22 protein-coding genes are annotated in these 22,533 nt (G+C 44.5%); 11 read left to right on the forward strand and 11 right to left on the reverse strand.

Features of this window, described 5'->3' with window-relative positions:
- The first annotated feature begins 151 nt into the window (after positions 1 to 151).
- Complete coding sequence (locus ACJ751_RS06500; protein WP_407744564.1) at positions 152 to 1,171, forward strand: sensor histidine kinase; 1,020 nt, start codon at positions 152 to 154, stop codon at positions 1,169 to 1,171.
- The gene (locus ACJ751_RS06505; protein WP_407744565.1) at positions 1,152 to 1,916 is read left to right on the forward strand and encodes a LytR/AlgR family response regulator transcription factor; all 765 of its coding nucleotides are present in this window, start codon (positions 1,152 to 1,154) and stop codon (positions 1,914 to 1,916) included. The genes ACJ751_RS06500 and ACJ751_RS06505 overlap by 20 nt, the downstream gene beginning before the upstream one ends.
- 132 nt (positions 1,917 to 2,048) lie before the next feature.
- On the opposite strand, the gene ACJ751_RS06510 is transcribed toward ACJ751_RS06505, so the two are convergent.
- On the reverse strand, positions 2,049 to 2,384 hold the full coding sequence (locus tag ACJ751_RS06510) for a winged helix-turn-helix transcriptional regulator (protein WP_407744566.1): 336 nt from the start codon (positions 2,382 to 2,384) through the stop codon (positions 2,049 to 2,051).
- Between the two features lie 81 nt (positions 2,385 to 2,465).
- On the opposite strand from ACJ751_RS06510, the gene ACJ751_RS06515 reads away from it, so the two are divergent.
- From ACJ751_RS06515 to ACJ751_RS06525, 3 genes are all read left to right on the forward strand, one after another.
- Positions 2,466 to 3,209, forward strand: a complete 744-nt coding sequence (locus tag ACJ751_RS06515; protein WP_407744567.1) for a glucose 1-dehydrogenase — start codon at positions 2,466 to 2,468, stop codon at positions 3,207 to 3,209.
- 156 nt (positions 3,210 to 3,365) lie between these two features.
- The gene (locus ACJ751_RS06520) at positions 3,366 to 3,881 is read left to right on the forward strand and encodes a hypothetical protein (protein ID WP_407744568.1); all 516 of its coding nucleotides are present in this window, start codon (positions 3,366 to 3,368) and stop codon (positions 3,879 to 3,881) included.
- A 21-nt stretch (positions 3,882 to 3,902) separates the two neighbouring features.
- Positions 3,903 to 4,574: a hypothetical protein gene (locus ACJ751_RS06525; RefSeq protein ID WP_407744569.1), complete on the forward strand. Its 672-nt coding sequence runs from the start codon at positions 3,903 to 3,905 to the stop codon at positions 4,572 to 4,574.
- On the opposite strand, the gene ACJ751_RS06530 is transcribed toward ACJ751_RS06525, so the two are convergent.
- The 3 genes from ACJ751_RS06530 to ACJ751_RS06540 form a co-directional block, all read right to left on the reverse strand.
- Positions 4,571 to 4,870 carry a hypothetical protein gene (locus ACJ751_RS06530; RefSeq protein ID WP_407744570.1) on the reverse strand — a complete coding sequence of 100 codons (300 nt, stop codon included), beginning with the start codon at positions 4,868 to 4,870 and terminating at the stop codon, positions 4,571 to 4,573. The genes ACJ751_RS06525 and ACJ751_RS06530 overlap by 4 nt on opposite strands.
- A gap of 465 nt (positions 4,871 to 5,335) precedes the next feature.
- Positions 5,336 to 6,661, reverse strand: coding sequence for a citrate (Si)-synthase, eukaryotic (locus ACJ751_RS06535; protein WP_407744571.1), 1,326 nt, complete (start codon positions 6,659 to 6,661; stop codon positions 5,336 to 5,338).
- A gap of 158 nt (positions 6,662 to 6,819) precedes the next feature.
- On the reverse strand, positions 6,820 to 7,920 hold the full coding sequence (locus tag ACJ751_RS06540) for an LptF/LptG family permease (protein WP_407744572.1): 1,101 nt from the start codon (positions 7,918 to 7,920) through the stop codon (positions 6,820 to 6,822).
- Positions 7,921 to 8,177: 257 nt separating this feature from the next.
- Between ACJ751_RS06540 and ACJ751_RS06545 the strand changes: the two genes are divergently transcribed.
- Positions 8,178 to 8,963, forward strand: a complete 786-nt coding sequence (locus ACJ751_RS06545) for a dienelactone hydrolase family protein (RefSeq protein ID WP_407744573.1) — start codon at positions 8,178 to 8,180, stop codon at positions 8,961 to 8,963.
- A gap of 168 nt (positions 8,964 to 9,131) precedes the next feature.
- On the opposite strand, the gene tgt is transcribed toward ACJ751_RS06545, so the two are convergent.
- Complete coding sequence (gene tgt / locus ACJ751_RS06550; RefSeq protein WP_407744585.1) at positions 9,132 to 10,277, reverse strand: tRNA guanosine(34) transglycosylase Tgt; 1,146 nt, start codon at positions 10,275 to 10,277, stop codon at positions 9,132 to 9,134.
- Between the two features lie 284 nt (positions 10,278 to 10,561).
- Here tgt and ACJ751_RS06555 point away from each other — a divergent pair, with 284 nt between their 5' ends.
- From ACJ751_RS06555 to ACJ751_RS06565, 3 genes are all read left to right on the forward strand, one after another.
- Positions 10,562 to 11,701, forward strand: a complete 1,140-nt coding sequence (locus tag ACJ751_RS06555; protein ID WP_407744574.1) for a glycosyltransferase — start codon at positions 10,562 to 10,564, stop codon at positions 11,699 to 11,701.
- On the forward strand, positions 11,671 to 12,321 hold the full coding sequence (gene rsmG / locus ACJ751_RS06560; protein ID WP_407744575.1) for a 16S rRNA (guanine(527)-N(7))-methyltransferase RsmG: 651 nt from the start codon (positions 11,671 to 11,673) through the stop codon (positions 12,319 to 12,321). Before ACJ751_RS06555 ends, rsmG begins: the two co-directional genes overlap by 31 nt.
- A 115-nt stretch (positions 12,322 to 12,436) precedes the next feature.
- Positions 12,437 to 13,081, forward strand: coding sequence for a response regulator (locus tag ACJ751_RS06565; protein ID WP_407744576.1), 645 nt, complete (start codon positions 12,437 to 12,439; stop codon positions 13,079 to 13,081).
- Positions 13,082 to 13,401: 320 nt separating this feature from the next.
- Here ACJ751_RS06565 and ACJ751_RS06570 read toward each other — a convergent pair whose 3' ends face one another.
- The 6 genes from ACJ751_RS06570 to ACJ751_RS06595 all read right to left on the reverse strand — a co-directional run bounded on the left by ACJ751_RS06570 (position 13,402) and on the right by ACJ751_RS06595 (position 19,596).
- A complete protein-coding gene (locus ACJ751_RS06570; RefSeq protein ID WP_407744577.1) occupies positions 13,402 to 15,420 on the reverse strand; it encodes a M1 family metallopeptidase in 2,019 nt (672 codons plus the stop codon).
- Between the two features lie 325 nt (positions 15,421 to 15,745).
- Positions 15,746 to 16,201, reverse strand: coding sequence for a PepSY-like domain-containing protein (locus ACJ751_RS06575; protein WP_407744578.1), 456 nt, complete (start codon positions 16,199 to 16,201; stop codon positions 15,746 to 15,748).
- A gap of 330 nt (positions 16,202 to 16,531) precedes the next feature.
- Positions 16,532 to 17,197 carry a 16S rRNA (cytidine(1402)-2'-O)-methyltransferase gene (rsmI, locus tag ACJ751_RS06580; RefSeq protein WP_407744579.1) on the reverse strand — a complete coding sequence of 222 codons (666 nt, stop codon included), beginning with the start codon at positions 17,195 to 17,197 and terminating at the stop codon, positions 16,532 to 16,534.
- 71 nt (positions 17,198 to 17,268) lie between these two features.
- Positions 17,269 to 17,514 (reverse strand): phosphoribosylformylglycinamidine synthase subunit PurS, encoded by a 246-nt coding sequence (gene purS, locus ACJ751_RS06585; protein WP_407744580.1) that lies wholly within the window; start codon positions 17,512 to 17,514, stop codon positions 17,269 to 17,271.
- Positions 17,511 to 18,275 carry a CDP-alcohol phosphatidyltransferase family protein gene (locus ACJ751_RS06590; protein ID WP_407744581.1) on the reverse strand — a complete coding sequence of 255 codons (765 nt, stop codon included), beginning with the start codon at positions 18,273 to 18,275 and terminating at the stop codon, positions 17,511 to 17,513. Before ACJ751_RS06590 ends, purS begins: the two co-directional genes overlap by 4 nt.
- Before the next feature lie 28 nt (positions 18,276 to 18,303).
- Entirely contained in the window at positions 18,304 to 19,596 is a 1,293-nt protein-coding gene (locus ACJ751_RS06595) for an aminopeptidase P N-terminal domain-containing protein (RefSeq protein WP_407744582.1), read from the reverse strand.
- Positions 19,597 to 20,022: 426 nt separating this feature from the next.
- Between ACJ751_RS06595 and pckA the strand changes: the two genes are divergently transcribed.
- Together pckA and ACJ751_RS06605 are read left to right on the forward strand one after the other, a co-directional pair.
- Positions 20,023 to 21,627, forward strand: coding sequence for a phosphoenolpyruvate carboxykinase (ATP) (gene pckA / locus ACJ751_RS06600; RefSeq protein ID WP_407744583.1), 1,605 nt, complete (start codon positions 20,023 to 20,025; stop codon positions 21,625 to 21,627).
- A gap of 215 nt (positions 21,628 to 21,842) precedes the next feature.
- Positions 21,843 to 22,370: a DUF922 domain-containing protein gene (locus ACJ751_RS06605; protein ID WP_407744584.1), complete on the forward strand. Its 528-nt coding sequence runs from the start codon at positions 21,843 to 21,845 to the stop codon at positions 22,368 to 22,370.
- Positions 22,371 to 22,533: the final 163 nt, after the last annotated feature.

The raw sequence follows: 22,533 nt of genomic DNA on the forward strand, positions 1-22,533 counted from the left end.
TGTTTTTGTGTGTTTGTTGTTTGTTCCACAAATTGACGACAAACCCGCCGGATAAAAACCGATAAAATGCCCGGTTAGGCATTTTGGCACCTGAACCAGGCAATTAAGGACGTCAATAATCAGCCATTTAATTCTACTTTTGACCCATCAAATGAGCACAAAAAACTTCACCATTTCCAATAAGGTCATCTGGCTTAGCTCACTGGTGCTGGGCCTGCTGATGGCTGTTCCCAAAATTGCGGAACAGCATTTCAACCTGTTTGAAACAGTGGTCAATTGCAGCGTTACCGCGCTGTTCGCCCTGTTCGTGTGGTATTACAATATCTATACGCTTCCCCAATACACCCACCGGGATATTGCCAAAGGGTTTTCTGTAACCCGCCTTATTATAAGCCTGGTTACGGGAGTGGGCGTTATGTTCTTACTGGCGCTGTTGCAACAGGTGTTGATCTCGCACCTGGATTTTGGTCCCACCATGTTGATGATCGAAGTAAGAGGTGTACTGGTGAATGTGACCTTCTATATGTTCATTCACTTCCTGTATCAGAATTACCTGCATCAAAAAGTAAGTATTGAACTGGAGCGCACCAAAATGGACAACCTCGCCGCCCAGTATGAATTGTTAAAACAACAGGTGAACCCCCATTTCCTGTTCAATAGTTTGAATACGCTGAAATACATGGTGGAGAACAATGATGAACATTCGGTTGATTTCATTTTAAAGCTGTCTGACTTTTACCGCTTTACTCTCGAAAGCAGAAAGCTTGACCTGATCCCCGTTTCGGAAGAATTGAATACGCTGGAAGCCTATATCTTCTTGCAAAAAGCCCGTTTTGAAGATGGTCTGGATGTTTCCATTACTATCGACAAAGCTCACTTAGCTTCCAGGATACCGCCGTTCACGTTGCAATTGCTGATTGAAAACTGTATAAAGCATAATGTAGTATCGTTAGACAAACCATTGAAGGTGCGCATCTATTCAGAAAATGAGTTCATCGTTGTGGAGAACAAGATCCAGTTAAAAAGAACCAAAGAAGCGTCGGCAGGTGTGGGGCTGGAAAACATCAAACAACGATATTTGCACCTGTTAGATAAAAAGGTGATCATTGAGCTCAATGAAACTCACTTTACTATAAAACTTCCCGTTGCATATGAGAATAGTAATTATTGAAGATGAGATAAAAGCCGCCAAATCACTTGCCGCCATGATTGCGGCCATACGACCTACCGCAAACATTGTAGCCAGCATACAAAGTGTTGAAAGCGCCGTTAACTTTTTTTCTACCAATGAACAGCCCGACCTGGTGTTTATGGATATTCAACTGTCAGACGGGTTGGCGTTTGAAATATTTGAGAGTGTTCAACTCCGTTGCCCTATAGTTTTCTGCACCGCTTTTGGTGAATATGCCCTGGATGCCATCAAGGCTAACGGCATTGATTATATCCTGAAACCTTTTTCTAAAGAAGAAGTACAGAAAGCGTTTGAGAAAGTAGATAACCTCAAGAACTTTTTTCAGCAAAACGCCCAGCCCGATCTGAGCGGGTTACTGGCTAAAATTGGCGCCGCCAATAAAGGCAAAGAAAGCTTCCTGGTTTTTAAGGACAATAAATATATTACGGTTCAAACCGAACAGATCGCCTTTTTTCATATCCGGTACGATACCACAACCATCATGACCTTTCAGGGACAAAGCTATCCGCTCACCCAGTCGATGGAAACCGTGCAGGAACAATTATCGCCCCGGCAGTTTTACCGGCTCAACCGGCAATACCTGGTAAACTTTAAAGCCATTAAAGAAGTAGAGCATTATTCAGCCCGCAAATTGTTTGTAAAGCTGGTGCTTCCCACCCCCGATGAGTTATTGATCGGCAAGGAAAAAACAACCGCTTTTCTGGAATGGCTGGGGGATAGATAAAGGCAAATCGTGAAACGTGAAAGGGCTCGTGATACTCGTGAATCGTGAATCGGCAATCGGCAATGGCTCGTGAATTTTGAGAATACTTTACGATCTTGCAACTCCCAAAATTCTTTGCCCTTTGCCCTTTGCCTATTTATTCCTCTGGATGAACTTGCGGTGGTCCCTTCCCCAGTTTATCATTTCCATAATGATCTTGCCAAAGGTGCGGCAATATTCCGTGGGTTCATATTCCACTGATACCGGCGTGTCGTCGTACACGGTTCTTTTAACCAGCTTGTTCAACTCCATTTCTTTCAATTCTTTCGACAGCATTCTCGTGGTAATGCCCGGGATGCTGCGTTCTATTTCCCTGAACCGCCGGCTGCCGTTACACAGCGAATTGATAACCGGGATGCGCCATTTTCCCCCAATAAAATAAAGGGTATCCTGCAGCGATCTCAGTTCTTCCTCCTGGTCTCTTTTCATACTTGTTAAAATATTTAACTGGTATACTTGATGATACTGGTTATACCAACTGGCCGATACCTTTGTAAAAAATATTTAACTATGGAAAAGTTTAGTAATAAAGTGGCGATAGTAACCGGTGGAAACAGTGGCATCGGCTATGCAACAGCCAAAGAACTGGTAGCACAGGGCGCAACTGTAATAATAACAGGACGCCGGAAAGAAGCTATTGAAAAAGCCGCGCAGGAAATAGGCGCTATTCCTTTTGTGGCCGATCAGGCGAGTTTAACAGATACAGAAAATTTGTATAAAGGGGTTCAACAGCAATTCGGTAAAGTTGATATCCTGTTTATCAACGCAGGTGTTGTGGGTTCTATGGGTCCGATTGAAACCATGAGTGAAGAAAACTTCGACAATGTAATGGGTATTAACTTCAAGGGAGCATATTTTACCCTGAGCAAATTTATTCCCTTGTTGCCCGAAGGCGCTTCGGTGGTGATCCTGTCTTCCATTGTAGCGGCTACGTATAACCCAAACAGTTCTGTTTACCAGGCCAGCAAAGCGGCATTAAATTCAATAGCCAAAACCGCAGCGGCAGAACTGGCGCCTAAAAAGATCAGGGTAAATATTGTAAGCCCTGGCCCCACCCGCACCGAAGTAATGAGTAAAACAGGGATGGATGAAGCTACTGTAAATAACATCATGGATCATCTTACCAACAAGATCCCGCTTAAAAAGATCGGTACGGCAGAAGATGTAGCCAAACTGGTCACTTATTTAAGCGATGAAAGCGCCTCTTTTATAACAGGTTCGGAGTTTGTAATCGATGGTGGGTTCACGTTGTAAGAATTTATACAACAGGTTCGCCACCAGGCGGGCCTGTTTGGTTATACAGCAATTTCACATCACAAATATCCATAATACAACAGTAACGTTATGGATTTCATCGCACAATCAGTATCTTACGCCCGATTTACCCGGTATCCTAACCAGATTTAAAAGATGAAAAGATTTGCTGTTATTCTGTTAACTGCGCTGGTGTTTGCTCATTGTGCCGATAGCGACGGGGCCAAGGATAGCAAACCAAAACCCAGTACTTCTAAAAAAACCGAAAAAAAGGCGGCGGTTAAAACCACGCCTGCCACTCCTGTTTTCACCGGTCCCAGACTGGAATTCCTTAAATCAATCCCCGGCTCTATTGATGGCTGTGGTGAATTTTTTACCTACGACTCTTGTAAATTAAGCGACGAAAAGTATGTTTTTCTCTCCGACATGGGTGATTTCGCGCTGATCAGGATCAAAGGGAAAGATATAGAACTCAAAAAGAACAGGCGCGAATCAAAACAATTGACTGCCATCAGCTCCATAGATGTATATTATGCCGTAGGCTATAAAGTAATAGTGCGTAAGAAGGAAGAAAAAGTGGCTGATGAACTGTATACCTATTCCGGCACCATACAAATTATCAGTAAAAAAATAAAAACTACGTTTAAAGTGCGGGGCGAAGGCGGGTGTTAGTTTGGTTATAAAACTACCGTTATGAAAAAATTGTTCTTCCTGGCGGCTATGGTCGCCCTGTTTAGCTGCGATCAGCCCAAACCCATACAATCAAAAGGCGACATCACCTATAACGGCCGGTTCAAAGGCCTGTTTGCCCAGTTTTTTAATATCGGGCTCGACACCCTGGAAGTTCATTCTCCCGACACCATTACCAGCGCATTCAACGGCCGCAGTATCGATAGCTTAAACGCCCGGTTTTTTCCGGCAGAAATGGCGCAACAGCACAGCAGCGAACACCCTGCTTTATTCGCCATTTATAAATTCATGCTCGACAGCGCCCATATGGGTTTACTGGTAAGAACGCCTTCTGAATACGAGCCTTCTTCTATTAAAATGTTCCTTTGGGACAGAAGGAAAGACAGCCTTACTTCCTATATAGAGTTGGGAGAAAACTTCGGCGATGCGGGTGATTATATGTCAAAAACAAGCTGGCTGTTCAGAGATACCAGTAGCAAACATATACAGGCTTTAATAGAAGTGTTCCAGGGGCACGACAACAGCGTTGATAACCCGAAGGACACCACCCGCGAAGAAGAACGCCTCTATTCCCTGATAGACTTTACAAATCATGGTTTCGATACTGTGTTTGCCGACAAAAAACAACTGCCGGAACAATACAGTCAGCTTATAAAGAAAAGAAGTCAGCGTTAGCCTTCCTGCTGGCTTTTAAAATATTCCTTAATCAAAGCCGTATACAGTTTATTCCGCGTAACGTTCAGGCGTACCTGTGCGGCGCTGGCCAGTTCTTCATTGGCCATGATCCCTTTTGCGGTATAATGGGCCTCATACATCTTTTCCTGCACCTGCAATTGTTTGTCGGTGAAGGTGCGTTTGCTCATATCAGGATACTTGCTTATGACGGTTTTGTCGCCATATTGCTTGAACACAATTTCTTTATTCATCTGGCCCGAAAGCAGCTTTAACAACACGCTATTACTTATTGCCATAAACAGTAGTTTTTGTACCTAAATATATTAAATACTTTTTATATACCCTCTTTATGGGACCTTATTTTCTTAGGTTTTCTTTAGGTATTCTCAGGGTTATCTCAGGTTCATCCCAGGGTTTAAACCCTAAGATAACCCTAGGATAACCTTAGGATTACCTTAAGATAACCTTAGGATGAAAGGTAGTTGGTAGGTTATTGAGAGGTGACATATTGACAAGTTGACAAGTTAACAAGTTAACAGGTTGACGAGGAGAAAGGAGATCAGTGAGAAAGTGGGAATGTTGATAGGTTGATAAAGGGACTGAGTGATAAAAAAGTGTTTTCCGACTCAGATGTTGCCTGGCCGCGTTGAGGCTTTGCCCTTTGCCTTTTGCCCTTTGCCATTTCAGCGTAGGCGATCCACAAAAGAAAAAGGCCTCACCTTACGATGAAGCCTCTATATAAAAGATAATTCAGTTACTAACTAATCCCCCCAGATCTCGTCTTTTCCTTCGAGCCAGGCCTTTACCAGATCGGTAGTTACTGACTTCGGACGTTCAAGGGCAAAGCCCAGTGCTCTGTCCCAAATGAGGCTGGCCAGTACGCCCAATGAACGGCTTACGCCAAATAATACCGTATAAAACTCATACTCCTTCATTCCATAGTGAACCAGCAGCGCGCCGCTGTGTGCATCCACGTTTGGCCAGGGATTTTTCACCTTACCCAGTGATTCCAAAATTGGAGGCACCACCTCATAGATATTCCAAACGATCTGTACTAATGGATCATCAGGGAAATGACGTTTTGCAAAGTCCATTTGAGCAGAGAAACGTGGATCGGTTTTACGCAATACCGCGTGACCATAACCCGGAACCACTTTACCAGAAGAAAGGGTATTCTTTACGTATGTTTCAATCTGTCCTTTTGTAGGCACTTCTGTTTTCAGCTCCTGCTGCATCTCCATGATCCATTTTACCACTTCCTGGTTAGCCAGGCCGTGTAATGGACCCGCCAAACCGTTCATCCCTGCAGCTAAGCTCAGGTAAGGATCACTTAAGGCAGAACCTACCAGGTGCGTAGTATGGGCCGATACGTTACCACCTTCATGGTCGGCATGAATGGTCATGTATAAACGCATCAGTTCTTTAAAGCTGTCATCTTCGAAACCGAGCATGTGCGCCAAGTTACCTGCCCAGTCGAGCAGGCCATTGGGTTGAATATGCTGGTTGTTATGATATTTACGACGGTATATATAAGCAGCTACGCGGGGCAAACGGGCGATCAGATCCATGGAATCGTCGAACACGGCATCCCAGTAATCTTTCTTGTTCATGCCTTCAGCATAGCGGCGGGAGAAATTGCTTTCAGTTTGCAGGGCCATAATACCCGTTACAAACATGGTCATGGGGTGAGCGGTTACGGGCAATGCGTCAATTGCGGCAAAAACGTGATTGGGAACGTGTGAACGGCGCTGCCAGCTGCTGGTTATGTATGCCACCGCTTCTTCATCGGGTAATTCGCCAATCAACATCAGGTAGAAGAGTCCTTCTGGCAAAGGCTCGGTGCCACCATTGTGTTTGGGTAAAGCCTTTTGCAACTCGGGGATCGTATAACCACGGAACCGGATCCCTTCTTTAGCATCGAGCAATGAGGTTTCTGACACCAGGCCGGTGATTCCACGCATACCCTGGTAAATCTGGGACAATTGAACTTCACCGATCTTTTTAGAACCATTTTGCTTTAACAGCTCTTTTACCTCGGCCGCGTGAGCTTCTGCTTTTACCTTAAACCGATCTTTAAGAATTCCCATGATGCAATATGATTATTTGTAAATATATAATTATGAGGGAAGAACTTTGGCTAAAGTTATAACAAACCCTCTCAAAAGAACAAAATTAATTCAGCAATGATTACTATAGAAATAAACAACAATTGTTCGACTATATTAATGTTTTATTAATATGTCGTTTACTTGGGTGCAATACGATACATCCAGATGGCAAAAATCGAAAATATTATATTGGGTGTCCAGGCCGCCAGCATAGGCGGGAAATTTCCTTTGGTTGAAAAGGTCAGTGAGAATTTATCCATCACCACAAAGAAGGCTGCGGCAATAATGCCTATTGCCAGGTTCGTTCCACTTCCACCGCGTGTTTTGCGTGACGATACCGCCACACCAATCAGTGTTAGAATGAAGATTGAAGCGGGGTTGGCATCGCGCCGGTACCGTTCTACTTTATAATCGTTCAACCCTTCTGCCCCGCGGCTTTCTTCTCCTTTTATATAGCGCCGCAATTCGGGGGTGGTCATTTTATCTTTGAGGTATTTATCGAATTTGATCTCGCTTGGTTTCAGATTCAAATTCAGCGTCATCTCGGGAATGATCTTCGTGATCTCCTTTACACCTTCAATCTTCCGTTCTACTGCATTCTGCAATTTCCAGGTCCTTTTAGCAGTGTCCCACTTCAGGTAATCGGCCCGCAGGTTATAAACCATTTTGTAACCATCCAGGCGGTCCATATAAAAATCGTTGGCCGATCTGGAGGCGGTATCGTAATTACGCATGCCGGCAAACGTATGAGCATCTACCCTGAAATAATAATTGCGGGTACGCTTGGCCGCTTCGCCCTGCTCGTACGAGCTTTTGCTATCAATATAAGTTGCCTGAAAATTAGCACGCAACACATTGGCTTTAGGCATCCAGTACTGGGTAGCCACCCAGAAAATACCGCCCATGACCAGAGCGCCTAAAAAGTAGGGACGCAACATGCGGTTGAACCGTACGCCGCCCGCCAGAATAGCGATCAGTTCACTTTTGCCCGCCATATTTGAGGTGAAGAAAATAACCGCGATGAACACCATCAGCGGAAAGATCATGGAGATGATGAAGGGAACAAAGCCTAAGTAGTACTGCATGATGATCTGTGAGGTTGATAAACCCGACTTCACAAAGTCATCTGCCTTTTCACTGGTATCGATCGCAACAGCAATTGCCGAAAAGATCAGCACCATAAACACGGCGGTGGAAATAAACTTCTTTAATATGTACCAATCAATCTTTTTAATCATCCGGTAGCACGCAATGTACGGCAGGGCAAATGTAGCAGAAAAAGGGCAGTTTGCTAAACCCGGGCATTAGTTCTTAGTTAAACTTTAGGAATCAGCTAAAATTGTAACTTGGTGGCAGAAGGCAGAGGGCAAAAGGCAAAGGGGAAACAGCCCTTTCACTTCGCTCATGGTTTTTTAACTCAATAACCCAATAACTCAAAAACTGGAAACTTAGGATCCTTATTGCTGAACTTTAAACTTAAAACTGTTATCTAACGATGCAAAAACTCTTTTTGACCTTACTTTTAGCGCTTGCCATGACAAATTTGCCGGCCCAGTTTGAACAATCGTACGAAAAGAAAGAATTTATCAGCGGGGGCGATACACTGCGCTATCGCATCTTATATCCGCTTAATTACAATGCCAATAAAAAATACCCGCTGGTGTTGTTCCTGCATGGAGCTGGTGAACGGGGTAATGATAATGAGGCCCAGTTAAAGCATGGCGGTAAACTGTTTGCCGATTCAGTTACGCGCGAAAAATTTCCAGCCATCGTAGTGTTTCCGCAATGCCCGCAGGAAGACTGGTGGGCGCGTATTACCCACGATCCTAATAAAAAAGATTCCCTGGGCAGCTTTGGATTTGTCAGCGATCAGCCTGTTGGCAAAAGCCTTGGACTGGTAAGCCGGCTGCTCGATACCCTGACAGCCAGCGGAACTATAAACACCAAAAAAATGTACCTGGCGGGTTTGTCAATGGGTGGCATGGGCACCTTTGAATTGCTGTGGCGCAAACCCAACTTCTTTGCGGCAGCCATTCCTATTTGTGGCGGCGGCGATCCACAAAAAGTAACGATCTACGCTAAGAAATTTCCTATCTGGATCTTCCATGGCGGCAGCGATCCTGTTGTTGCTGTTAGTAATTCACGCCTGATGACCAACGCCCTGAAGGCAGCCGGCGCTAAAGTAAAATATACAGAATACCCTGGTGTGGGGCATAATAGCTGGGATAATGCGTTTGCGGAGCCGGAGCTGCTTAAGTGGTTGTTTGAGCAGAAGAAATAATTAAGAAGCAAGGCAGAAGGCAGAGGGCAGAGATGGCCTCTCGAACTTTGAGCAGTCAAAATAAATAGCAAAAGCCGGCAACCTTGTAAAAAGTTGCCGGCTCTTGTTTTCAGGAGCTACGTGTGCAGAGGCTGTATTTCTCTCTGCCCTCTGCCCTTTGCCTTCTTCTTACAGTCTCGTTTGTAAACGAACAACCATCTCATTCTTCCATGAAATAAAATCTCCCTGCAAAATATGATGTCTTGCCTGGCGAACGAGCCATAAATAGAACGCGAGGTTATGTACGCTGGCGAGGGTGAGACCCAGTATTTCTTTCGATTTAACCAGGTGACGTAAATAAGCTTTTGAATAATAATTGCTCACCACGCAGTCGATGCCCTCATCGAGGGGTGAGAAATCGGTCTCCCATTTTTTATTATCGATATTTATTACGCCTTGCGAAGTAAACAGCATGGCATTACGGCCATTGCGGGTAGGCATTACACAGTCAAACATATCAACGCCGAGGGCAATACATTCCAGGATGTTCCAGGGGGTTCCCACACCCATCAAATAACGGGGTTTGTGAACGGGTAAATTATCGCAACACAACCCGCACAGATCATACAACATGTTATCGGGTTCTCCCACACTTAACCCGCCAATGGCATTACCTGTTGCCTCTTTTGAGGCAATGAATTCGCAGGAGGCTTTGCGCAGGTCGGTATAGGTGCTGCCCTGCACAATGGGAAACAGGTTCTGGGTGTACCCGTATTTATCCGGGGTTTCGGTAAAACGCTTGAAACAACGATCGAGCCAGCGATGGGTCAGGTGCATCGACTTTTCAGCATACTGGTAATCGCTGGGGTACGGCGGACATTCATCAAATGCCATGATGATGTCGGCGCCAATAGTGCGTTGAATATCCATTACCGATTCGGGCGTAAACAAATGCCGCGACCCATCGATATGTGATTGAAACAATACGCCTTCTTCTGATATTTTACGGGTGCCTGCCAGGGAGAACACCTGGTAGCCGCCGCTATCCGTTAAAATGGGCCGTTCCCAGCCATTAAAACGGTGTAAACCACCCGCTTTTTCCAGCACTCCGGTACCGGGTCTCAAGTACAAGTGATACGTGTTTCCCAGTATGATGGATGCATTCACCTCTTCCTTCAACTGCTGTTGGCTTACCGCCTTTACACTGCCAACCGTACCCACCGGCATAAAGATGGGCGTGGCTATTTCACCATGATCGGTGACAATATGTCCTGCCCTGGCTTTTGTCTGGTTATCGGTATGTTGTAAAGTGAATTGTAATGCGGCCATTTTTATTTTATTGGGACGCAAAGATAATGTGTTGCATCCGCTTTATTATTGGCTGTTTCGGGTGGCAGGTTTCAGGTTCAAAGTTTAAAGTTGAATGTTTTAAGTACAATGACCTTGCTTCCCGGTTTCGGGTTACCGGTTATTAAGTCAATAGGTTTTCACCATTAACTACCGGCCACTTATTTTTCGCTGAAACTCACACCAGATGGGTACAACTTCAAATTAAAAACTCATTAGTTTATCCTATTTTCGTGCAAACTTCACGGACCGTGCCTAAATTAATTTCTCTTATGGGCGAGATACAAATGTTTTTCATAACCTGGTGGCCTTGGATCCTGTTTTCACTGTTTTGTCTGGTTATACTGATCCAGTTAATTTATTATATCGCATTTTTCCGGCGCGTAGCTTTTTTTAAACCCGTTCCCAAAGAGAAATCGCAAACCCATGCAGTGAGCATTATTGTGTGCGCCCGCGATGAAGCTAATAACCTTACGAAATATTTACCCGGCGTGCTGGTGCAAACATATCCTTCCACGCATGAATTGATTGTGGTGAACCACAACAGCCAGGATGAAACCCGTTACCTGCTCGATGAGTTTAAAAAGACTTTTAAAAACCTGCAGGCCATTAACCTGGAACAGGAAGCCCTGGGTATTCCTGGTAAAAAATACCCGCTGTCAATAGGGATAAAAGAAGCCAAACACGAAATATTATTACTCACTGATGCTGATTGTGTACCTGCTTCAGAATTCTGGCTGCAAAAAATGCAGGATGCTTATCACGACGGTGTTGAGATAGTGCTGGGTTATGGCGCTTACAATAAAAAGCCCGGTATTCTGAACAAACTCATTCGCTTCGAAACTTTCCATTCGGCCCTGCAGTATATGTCGTATGCGCTTGCCGGTATGCCGTATATGGGGGTGGGTAGAAACCTCTCGTATAAACGCGAATTGTTCTTCCGTCAAAAAGGTTTTTCTTCCCTCAACCACGTAGCCAGCGGTGATGATGACCTGTTCATTAACCAGGTGGCCAACAAACACAATGTGAACGTGGTGCTCGATCAGGAAGCGTTCACCCTGTCGGAACCCAAACGCAGGTTTGGCGACTGGATCCGCCAGAAGAACCGCCACTACAGTACCAGCAAATTCTATAAACCGGTTCATAAATTACTGTTAGGATTATATTCCACCTCTCACTTTTTTCTGTACCCCCTGTTTGTATTGTGCCTGTTCTTTTTCGACTGGCGGATAACACTGGGCGTTTTTGCGATCCGCTTCATTTGGCAGGCGATTGTCTATTACAACGCAATGAAAAAGATGAACGAAAAGGATCTTTTTTACTGGTGGTGGATTTTAGATATCTGGATGTTCATACATTACTTCATCTTTGCTCCTTCAATATGGAGAAAGCCCAACAAAAACTGGAACTGATCACCAAATATTTTGGTGACTTCAACCCTGTTCAGCTGCAACAATTCGCCGCTTTAGACGAACTGTATAACGACTGGAACAGCAAGATCAATGTTATTTCGCGTAAAGACATGGAAAGCCTGTACGAAAAGCATGTGCTGCATTCTTTGGCTATTGCCACTGCTTTTGAGTTCAAGCCCGGTTCAACCATTGTTGACCTTGGTACAGGTGGTGGCTTTCCGGGTATACCCCTGGCCATCTTTTTTCCCGAAGTAAAATTCCTTCTTGTCGATAGTATTGGTAAGAAATTAAAGGTAGTGGACGCAGTGGCGGAAGCATTAGGACTAAAGAATGTAACTACCCGCCATACGCGCATTGAAGAGATCAAAGACAAAAAGTTTGACTTTGTTGTGTCGAGAGCCGTGGCGCCGTTAAAAGACTTATGGCAATGGTCGAAGCCATTGCTGAAGAAACCGCAGCCCAATAGTGAGAATCAAAAACCAGGACTCATCTGTTTAAAAGGCGGCGATCTGTCACAGGAGATCTCAGAAAGCGGTTGCAGGCCCCGGTTAATGGAGGTGTACGAGATATTTTCTGAAGAATACTTCAAAGAGAAGTATATGTTATATGTTTCAGTATAATATAGAGGCTATTGCTTTAACTTTCAATCAGTAACATTCAGGGTTTTTATTTATAGCAAGTAAAACTACCTTAAAGTGGTATTTTACGTTTCGGCAAAAAACTGAACTTTGTACCATGATGGATATTACTGTATGTATTGTTGACGATACAAAAGACATTCGGTCTGCACTGGAACAGATCGTAACGATGTCGGAAGGATACCGGTTGTTGGGAAGTTGTGCAACGGCAGAAGAAGCGTTGGTGAAAATTCCCGATCTGAAACCGCAGGTAGTGTTGATGGATATAAACCTCGGCGAAGGGGAAAGCGGGATCGATATTGTGAAGCAGCTGAAAGCAGATTATCCTGAGATCCTGTTTATGATGTGTACGGTGTATGAAGATGATGAAAAGATCTTCGAAGCATTGAGTGCCGGCGCAAACGGATACATTTTAAAGAAAACAGCTCCCCATAAACTACTGGAAGCCATCCGGGAATTACAGGAGGGCGGCGCTCCCATGAGCAGTCAGATAGCCCGTAAAGTAGTGCAGGCTTTTCAACATAATAAAGCGGGCGCAGAAGCTACTGATAAATCTCTCAGCGTTTTATCAAATCGTGAAAAAGAAATACTGGAATTACTGGCCAAAGGCATGCTGTACAAAGAAATTGCCGCCAGTTTATTCATTAGCCAGGAAACAGTGCGCAAACATGTATATCACATATACGAAAAACTACATGTAAATAATCGGGTAGAAGCTATTAATAAGTTTTATGGGCGTTGATCCGGAGGGGTAAAAATCGCATTAGCAGTTTAGCACAGCAAAAATTACCCACAAAGTAGTATTGTTTTAATTCTAATACGAGCATAGCTTTGCATCTGGTTGCCACATCAAATACTTACATGCCATTTTACCTTCCCTGTGCTCTGTTTATCAATAACCTTATTTGAAAGGAGGCCCCCCGATGCATCGGGGGGCCTTTTTGATTGTTACCTGTTTAGTTACAAAAGGTGGGTCACTCTCCAAAGAGTGGCTCACCTTTTTAATTAGAAAGGTGAGCCACCCTCAAAGGGTGACCCACCTTAAACGCATTAATTCTCACCTTACCAGGGAATATCCAGTTTATTATTTTTTCTGTCTACATCAGCCATGCGCAGTGAAGGATCAATTTCAATGACCTTTAGTTCGGTGATCCTGCGATTGATCTCAAACGTGTATTGCGGATGTGTCCATTTCCAGGGCTCATATACATTACGCGGAATGGTAGCATCTTCAACCGGTTTTTCGCCAAACATCAAATACTGCGGTATATAAGCCATCAGCTTGCTGCCATCTTTGAAAGTGACCAGTACATCAACCGGCATTGGCATATTGCCAATGCGGCGTAATCTGATCTTTGTTTTACCGCCTTCATCCCACAAACTATCAATACCATAGTCGATTGTTTTCGTGGTATTCACAAAGTATTCGCGGTACCAGTCAAGCTTTATATCACTGGCTTTTTCCGCTACGCGGATAAAGTCATTTACATTAGGATGCCTGAAGCGCCATTGGTTATAATAGTCCATCAAAATTTTATCGCGCACCTGGGCGCCAACAATGTAACCCAGCTGTTCCATAAACACCTCTCCTTTTGAATACGAAGCAAGGCTGTAGGCAAAGTTTGTTTCAAAATGATCGGCATGAGTAGTTAGCGGTTCTTCCAGGCGGCTGGCCACCAGGCCGAAATAATTATCGTACGCATCGTCGTGGGGGTTAACAGCACCCAGGTAGGATTTACTTTTTGCAAGCGAATCAACCAGTACTTTCTTACGCGGACCTGTACCTGCGGTCGTTTCTGTTTCCTGCGAACCTGAAACAGTTTGGTAATAATTTGTCACCAGTGAAGCGGCATAGCTGGTAAAGCCTTCATCCATCCAGGCGTATTCTGATTCATTGGTGCCCAGCATACCCTGGTACCAGCTGTGCATCCATTCGTGAAAGGCCGTGCTTACGCTGGGGCCAACGATCAGGGTGCTCATAGGGTATTCCATCCCGCCATCGCCCCCATGTACAAACGAATACTGTTTGTAGGGATAAGCGCCGAATTTCTTTTCAATAAAGGGTAATACGGTTACGGCTGCATCAGCTATGCGGTTCCACTCATTATCGAACCATTTAATATAGGCATCTGCATTGGCGTAATTCTTTTTCTTATCAGGTGGTAATGTTTCGTAGGTTCTGCGCAGCAGATCTTCCTCGCGGTTGTAGATCACATGAATTACCGGACCGCCGGCAATAGTGCGGGTTAAATGCACATAGTCGGGATCGGCCGCCCACATAAAATCGTGTACATTGGGAGCAACAAAACGCCAGGTAAGTGTTGGGCCGGTTGGCGCTGCCATTCTTACCCCGGGATCCTGGTAACCAAAACCGATCTGGTTAGGGTTTTGTAAATAACCGGTTCCACCGATCATGTATTTTTTATCGATGGTAATGTTCACCTCATAATCGCCCCAAACCCCATAAAACTCGCGGGCTACATATGGCGTGGGGTGCCAGCCTTCATAATCATATTCACACATTTTTGGATACCACTGGCTCATGGAATAACGCACACCCGTACCCGGGTTGTCGCGGCCACTGCGTCTGACCTGTAATGGCACCTGCGCTTCAAACTCCATTTCAAACACCACTTTGGCTTTGGGTAGAATGGGTACTGAAAGCGGTACTTCCAGAATGGTTTCATCTACCGAATATTTCACAGGAATGCCGTTCATTTTTAACGACAGCACTTTTTGATAACCTGTTTCATCTGGTTGCAGGTTTTGAATGCGGTCCTTCACACGCTGGTCCCAGTCGGGTCGGCCGTTGGTTGTTTTTTGACCCAATACGCGGCTGCGATTGTCCATCATACTATTGGGTTGAAAGGCATTCCAGTATAAATGATAGAATACTTTTTTAAGGGTATCGGGAGAGTTATTGGTATACTCCAACCGTTGTTTACCGGTAAACCGGTTGGTAGTTACGTTCATGGCAATATCCATCGTGTATTTCACCCGCTGTTGCCATCTGTCAGGTTGCGCCCATGCCACCACTGCTAAGAGAGTACAAGTCGTCAGCGTATAAATCCTTTTACGCATCATGTAAGTTTTATTTAATGAAGTTTTCAAGTGCGGAAGGTAGTTAAAAAAGAAAAATGATAAATAGTTATACTTTATAACCGGTTAATACCTGTAAGTGCTGTACTGGTTGCTATGGATCATAGGTAGCCGGGATGGCTTGATCAAATTCAAGTTCTACGGAGATAAACAGACCAGATTTGCTATTTTATACTAATATGTAATAATCTTGTGGGCATCTAATTAGAATATATTCATCTGGTTTTATTAGCATTCAACAGCATAAACAATAATCCCCCGGCAAAACCAGGGGGAATTGTTTTTATAGATATCGTTATTGGTAATTCTACAGGCTGATATTATCTCTCAATAACCGGCCGGTGCTGTCGAAATACAATTGTTTTTTCTGGATATCATTTTTCTGGATCTCCAGGCGGTATTGCGTTTTGTCTTCGCGCAGGGCTATTTTATAGGCTTGCTTTATATTCCACTCTTCAGCATACTTACTTTTTTGAAAGCCGTCTTTAACAGGTGCGGGAATGGCGGGGTCATCTATTTTATTTTCGGTGCTTTGCCAAAAACCTTTGTTGTTGAACTTCGCTTCGTAGTGTACTTTATCCTGATCGAAGGTGGCGGTAAAATTAGTTAAGTGATCGTGCCATTCTACATTCAGGGCGGTGGGGTATTTCTGCCGGAAAGCTTCGGTTACTTCAGCCGGAATTTTACGCACCTGTGCATCAGCGGTATTATATATGGCGGTAGTAAGACAAAGAGCCAGACAGTAATTAATGAGCTTTTTCATATCTAAATACGTATTTATAGGTTAGCATGCAAATTTCAAACCTTGTTGCCTAAATAAAAACATAAAGTTGGTTAATTGTGTAGATAGCGAGCGTTGAAGAGACGCAAAGGGAAATAGGCAGTGGTGAAAATGGCAAAGGGCAGAGGGCAAAAGGCAAAGGGCCGCGACGCGGCAATCCTGAGTCGCGAAACGTGAAAGGGTTTCCGAAATTCCGGGATCACTTCTGCATTTCAACTTGTTAATTTGTCAACTCTTTAACACGTCAACTTGCTTTTCGATCTCTTTATCAACTCTATCAACGTTATCAACTCTCCTTCCTGGTCAACTCAACTACTCCTTCCCAGCCAACACAATAACTATCTCCCCCTTAACATCCTTTTGCTGAAAATGTTCAACCAGCTCCTGCAACGTACCATGCGCATTTTCTTCAAACATTTTGGAGAGCTCGCGGCTTACACTGCATTGACGGTCGGCGCCAAAGTATTGAACAAATTCCTGCAGGGTTTTAAGCAGGCGGTGTGGTGATTCATAAATGATCATGGTGCGATCTTCTTCGGTCAGTTTCTTCAACATGGTTTGACGGCCCTTTTTGGGTGGAAGAAAACCTTCAAACGTAAAGCGGGTCATAGGAAGTCCGCTATTCACGAGGGCGGGAACAAAGGCAGTAGCGCCGGGAAGACATTCTACTTTTATATGCTGCTTAATACATTCGCGAACGAGCAGAAAAGCGGCATCGGAAATACCGGGTGTACCGGCATCTGAGATCATGGCCATCTTCTTGCCCTCTTGCAACTGCCTAACGAGGTGCGGCACTATCAGGTGCTCGTTATGCATGTGATAAGCTGTAAGCGGCCGCGAGATCTGGTAGTGATTCAATAATTTGCTTGAGGTGCGCGTATCTTCAGCCAGTATCAGATCAACCTGCTTCAACACCTCCAGGGCCCTGAGCGTGATATCCTGCAAGTTACCTATGGGTGTTGGAACTATATAAAGCATAATTGATAATGCGCTAATATGCTAACGTGCTTCTGGTAAGAGACACATTAACACATTAGCTTATCAAAAAATTAGTTAATAACGATTTCGAAATACTCCATTACCGGATTAGCGAGTAACTTTTTGGAGGCTTCTTCGGCAATTGCTTTTGCCTGATCAGGGGTGCTGGCTTCTACCTGCAGGGTGATGTTCTTTCCTACCCGTACATCCTGAACGTTACCCAATCCCAGATTTTGTAATCCACTCATTACGGCTTTCCCTTGCGGATCGAGCAATTCTTTTAACGGCATTACCTTCACCTGAACTGTATAGGTCATGTTGTAGCTTTATTTTTGAACGCCAAAGATAAGATGATGTAAAGAATAAATACAACCGGTACCGCCATCCATTTTAATAATATGGCGGCTATAATGGCAGCCACCAGTAAAATAAGCTTGGGCAGATTGCTTTTCACGGAGAAATTTTTAAATTTCAGCGCCATCAACGGCAGATTGCTTATCATTAAATAGCTCAGCACCACAATTATACCATACCACACCCAGCGATTCTGTAACAAACCGGCCATATCTGCATTCGAATACCAGTAAATAAGGGGTAATGAGGCTACCAACAGCCCTGCTGCCGGCGTAGGAACGCCTTTAAAACCAAATTGCTGTGAATCGTCGATATTGAACTTGGCCAGTCGAAATGCGGCTGCACAGGGTATCATCAGGGCAGGCATTAAAAGAATAACCGGCGCCTCCATACCATCGGGCATACCTGCATAACTCAGGCGCAAAAACTGGTACACGATCATGCCCGGCGCTACACCAAAGCTTACTACATCGGCCAGTGAATCGAGTTGTTTGCCTAGTGGCGAAGTAGCATTGAACAGGCGGGCTACAAATCCATCTAAAAAATCTACCACAGCGGCCAGCCCAATGAATAAGGAACCCAGCCATATTTTTTCGGGAATTTCCAGCAACTGTGTCCCCTGCTCATCACTTACTATAATAATTCCATTTTGCAAGACGTATATGATCGCAATACAGCCAAAGAACAAATTGAGTAACGTGAACAGGTTTGGTATGTGTTTCATGAATTCAAATTAGCTTATTCTTTTTCGTTTATTTTTTCTTCATTAAAGATTCGATATCATCCGCCTTAATGGGAATCTTAGCCATCAGATCTTTGTTGCCGGTTTTGGTGATCCATAGATTGTTTTCGATACGGATGCCCATTTGTTCCTGTTCTATATAAATACCCGGTTCAACGGTAAATACCATTCCCGGTTTAATGGGTTCGGTACGGGAACCCAGGTCATGCACATCGATACCCAGGTGATGCGAAATACCATGATATAAATACTTGCGGTAAGCGCGGTTGTCCTTGTCTTCATTCTTCACATCTCCGGGGCTCAGCAACCCAAGCTTTACAAACACTTTGGTGGCTTCCGCTCCTACTTTATCGGTATAATCCAGGATGCTGATGCCAGGCTTCAGAATGCTTTTCGCATAGTCATGCAGGCGTAAACAACCATTATACACTTCTTTTTGCCGTTTGGTGAATTTTCCACTTACCGGAACCGTACGGGTTAAATCGGCACAATAGCCGCCGTATTCAGCGCCAAAATCCATCAACACCAGCTCGCCATCTTTACATTCCTGGTTATTGAATACATAATGCAGAATGCGGGCGCGGTCGCCACTGGCGATGATGCTGCTGTAAGCCGGCCCGGTGGCGCGTTGCGACAAAAACGAATGCCAGATCTCAGCCTCTATCTCATACTCCATTACACCCGGCTTTATGAATTTCAACAGTCGTTCAAACGTCTTTTGGGTTATATCTATTGCCTGCTGTATTACGGCAACTTCCTGGGGCGATTTAATAGCCCGCAGCTCTTTCATAATACGGGCGCTGCGCTTATACTGGTGCAGCGGGAATTTTTGCCGCATTTCTTCTGCATAGCGGTAATCGCGTACCGGTACCCAGTTCGATTTGCGGTCGTTTTCGTTCGTGTTCAAATAAATGGTATCGGCCAAATGGATCCAGCCCTGTAAAACAGCATCCAGGCTATCGAGCCAGATGATCGTTTGAATGCCCGATAGCTTGCGGGCCTCTTCTGCCCGCAACCGCCTGCCATCCCATTTCTCTTTCATTTCATTTGGACGAACCAGCACCAGCACCTCGCGCAGTTTGGGATCAGGGTTATTGGGAAAAAGAATTACCATAGAGTCTTCCTGGTCAATGCCGCATAACCAGTACAGGTCGCTGTTTTGTTTGAACCGGTGCGTGGCATCGCCATTGGTAGGCAGTTCATCGTTACTGTTGAAAATAGCGATCGCATTTTTATCCATCCGGGCTACAAAACTCTTACGGTTCTGGATAAAAATAGCAGGATCGAGTGGCAGATACTTCATGTAGTTAATATTTATAGTATAGAAGCCCTTTTAATTGATGCGGTAAAAATAAATGAAAACGCTCAACTATAATCAGTTACCAGGTACCGGATGCAGGGTACCCGGGCATTGAAAACTGCTTCGAAATCATCAACCTATAATTATTGCTTTATCAAGCTATGGTCAACCACTGAATAAACCGGTTTCCGGGAGCTGGAAACCCGTAACCAAATACTGATCAACAATCATATAAAATTCAGGTTTTTAGTACCCATTCAGCAAAACCGCGTGAGCAATCAATGCGATTTTACACTAACAGCCGTTAGGTAGATAATTTATAATAAACAGCCATCTAAATTAGAAAATATTCAAAAATGTGTCAAATACCTCCATTGGTATGGATAAATTTTAATTATATCTTTGAGGCTCAAACAAACGAACGCTTGTATGTCATTATCAGCTATTGCAATCCCAACAAAAGGACTTGAGGAACTGGGGCTTCGCTCAACCAACACATTGCATTATCAGTTAAGTGCTGAAGAGTTAGTGCATGACAGTTTACGATTGAACCAGGGCGAACTGAACAACACAGGCGCATTGGTAGTAAAAACAGGAGAATTTACGGGTCGTAGTCCGAAAGACAAGTTCATTGTTAAAGATGAGATCACTGAAAATTCAGTTCATTGGAATGACTTTAACATTCCACTGGAGGAGAAATATTTTCATTGCATACATAAAAAGATCCTTGATTATTTGAACGTACAACCCGAAGTATGGGTTCGTGACTCCTACGCTTGCGCCGATCCCCGCTATCGGCTGAACATTCGCGTAATCAACGATAACCCGTGGGCCAACCTGTTTGCCAATAATATGTTTATGCGTCCCGAGGAAGAAGAACTGGAAGACTTTCACCCCGACTGGCATATCCTGGCCGCACCGGGTTTGCACCTCGATGCTGCAGTATGTGGCGTTCGTCAGCACAATGCAGCCGTTATCAGCTTTAAACACCGCACCATTTTAATTGCGGGCAGTGCTTATACCGGCGAGATCAAAAAAGGTATTTTCTCTATTCTCAATTATATTTTACCCCACGACAAAGATGTATTAAGCATGCACTGTTCAGCGAACATTGGCCAGGAGGGCGACACCGCTTTGTTCTTTGGTTTGAGTGGAACCGGTAAAACTACCCTGAGCGCCGACCCCAACCGTAAACTGATTGGTGACGACGAACATGGCTGGACCGACAATGGCGTATTTAACTTTGAAGGTGGCTGCTATGCCAAGTGTATTGACCTGAGCCAGGAAAAAGAGCCGGCTATTTATGCAGCCATCCGCGGCGGCGCCCTTGTTGAGAACACCAATTTTTACGCGGGCACCAATGAAATTGATTTTGCCAACAAGACCATTACCGAAAATACGCGCGTCTCCTACCCATTACATTATATCTGTAATGCCATTGAACCCGCGCAAGGTGGTATACCTGAAAATATTTTCTTTTTAACCTGTGATGCCTACGGCGTGCTACCCCCTGTATCAAGATTAACGCCTGCCCAGGCTATGTACCAGTTTATTTCCGGTTACACGGCCAAGGTTGCAGGAACGGAGGCAGGTGTTACAGAACCCAAATCTACCTTCAGCGCCTGCTTTGGCGCCCCCTTTTTACCACTTCACCCTGGACAATACGCCAGTATGCTGGGCGACAAACTGAGAAAACACAACGTGAAGGTATGGCTCATTAACACCGGCTGGACGGGCGGCGCCTATGGTACCGGCAGTCGCATGAAGCTGTCGTATACCCGCGCCATGATAAGTGCGGCACTGGATGGCCAACTCGACAGTGTGGAATATGAAGTAAACCCTGTTTTTGGCATGGCGGTTCCTACCAGCTGTCCGGGAGTACCCGAAGCTATTTTGAACCCACGCAATACCTGGGCCGATAAAACTGCATACGACAAAGCAGCCGAAAGCCTGGCTAAACAGTTCATAGCCAATTTTGAGAAATATGCTTCAGGGGTTACGCCAGAAGTGTTGGCGGCGGCTCCAAAAATATAATCGACGTTTTTTGTTTTAGTTTCAGTTTTTTTAGTGATATTAGAACGCTTTTTGAGAAAAAAAGCATTTCGGTCTCAACGATTACTTTGCCATAGAAAAGGTTGTCTCATAAAATGGGACAACCTTTTATGTTTTACCTGGTTCTACCGGTTTTCGAAAATTTTAAGGATCTATTTCGATCGATTTGAATTAAGTTGCTGTTGTATTTGTAGTTTATGAGCAAGGCCGCATTGTCATTATTATTAGTGTGTATCTCCGTTATACAGGCGAACAACCTGATTCCCTGGAGCGCTTCCCGCAAACTAACCTGGAGCGATTTCACGGGCAATCCCGATCCGCATAGCTCAAACGCGGCCCTTACCAGCAGTAATATAAATATTGAATATGGCTACGACGAAAAGGGGTTTCAGTATTCCATTACCTGCAACTTCGATAAAAACCGCTCATGGGTACGCATAAAGAACAATGAGGTGCTGGCCCATGAACAAGGCCATTTTGATATTGCAGAAATAAATGCCCGTAAACTGAACAAGCTCATGAAGGCGTATCACTTCAACGCTAAAACCGCCAACACCGATCTCAACAAGCTGTATGGGAATGCCATGAAACAACACCGCCTCGAACAAGCCCAATACGATCAGGAAACCGATTACTCGCGCAACAGACCAAAGCAGGCGGAATGGCTGGCAAAAATTGAACAGGAATTAAAGGAAACAGCGCCTTTTGCTGATTATCATCATTAAGCCTGAACTAAATTAATGAATAGCTATAGAATCAGGCAGCAAAGGCATTTGCTGGTGGAAGAGTGTATTCAACAGCACTCTGAACTGATTTACATGTGTAATGCCGGAATACCAGCCAGCGTATTGTTGTTGAGGAAGAAATACGGCATTTAGCGCCTGGTAA

The organism is Niastella sp., assembly GCF_045805085.1.
In the GTDB taxonomy this organism is placed as follows: domain Bacteria; phylum Bacteroidota; class Bacteroidia; order Chitinophagales; family Chitinophagaceae; genus Niastella.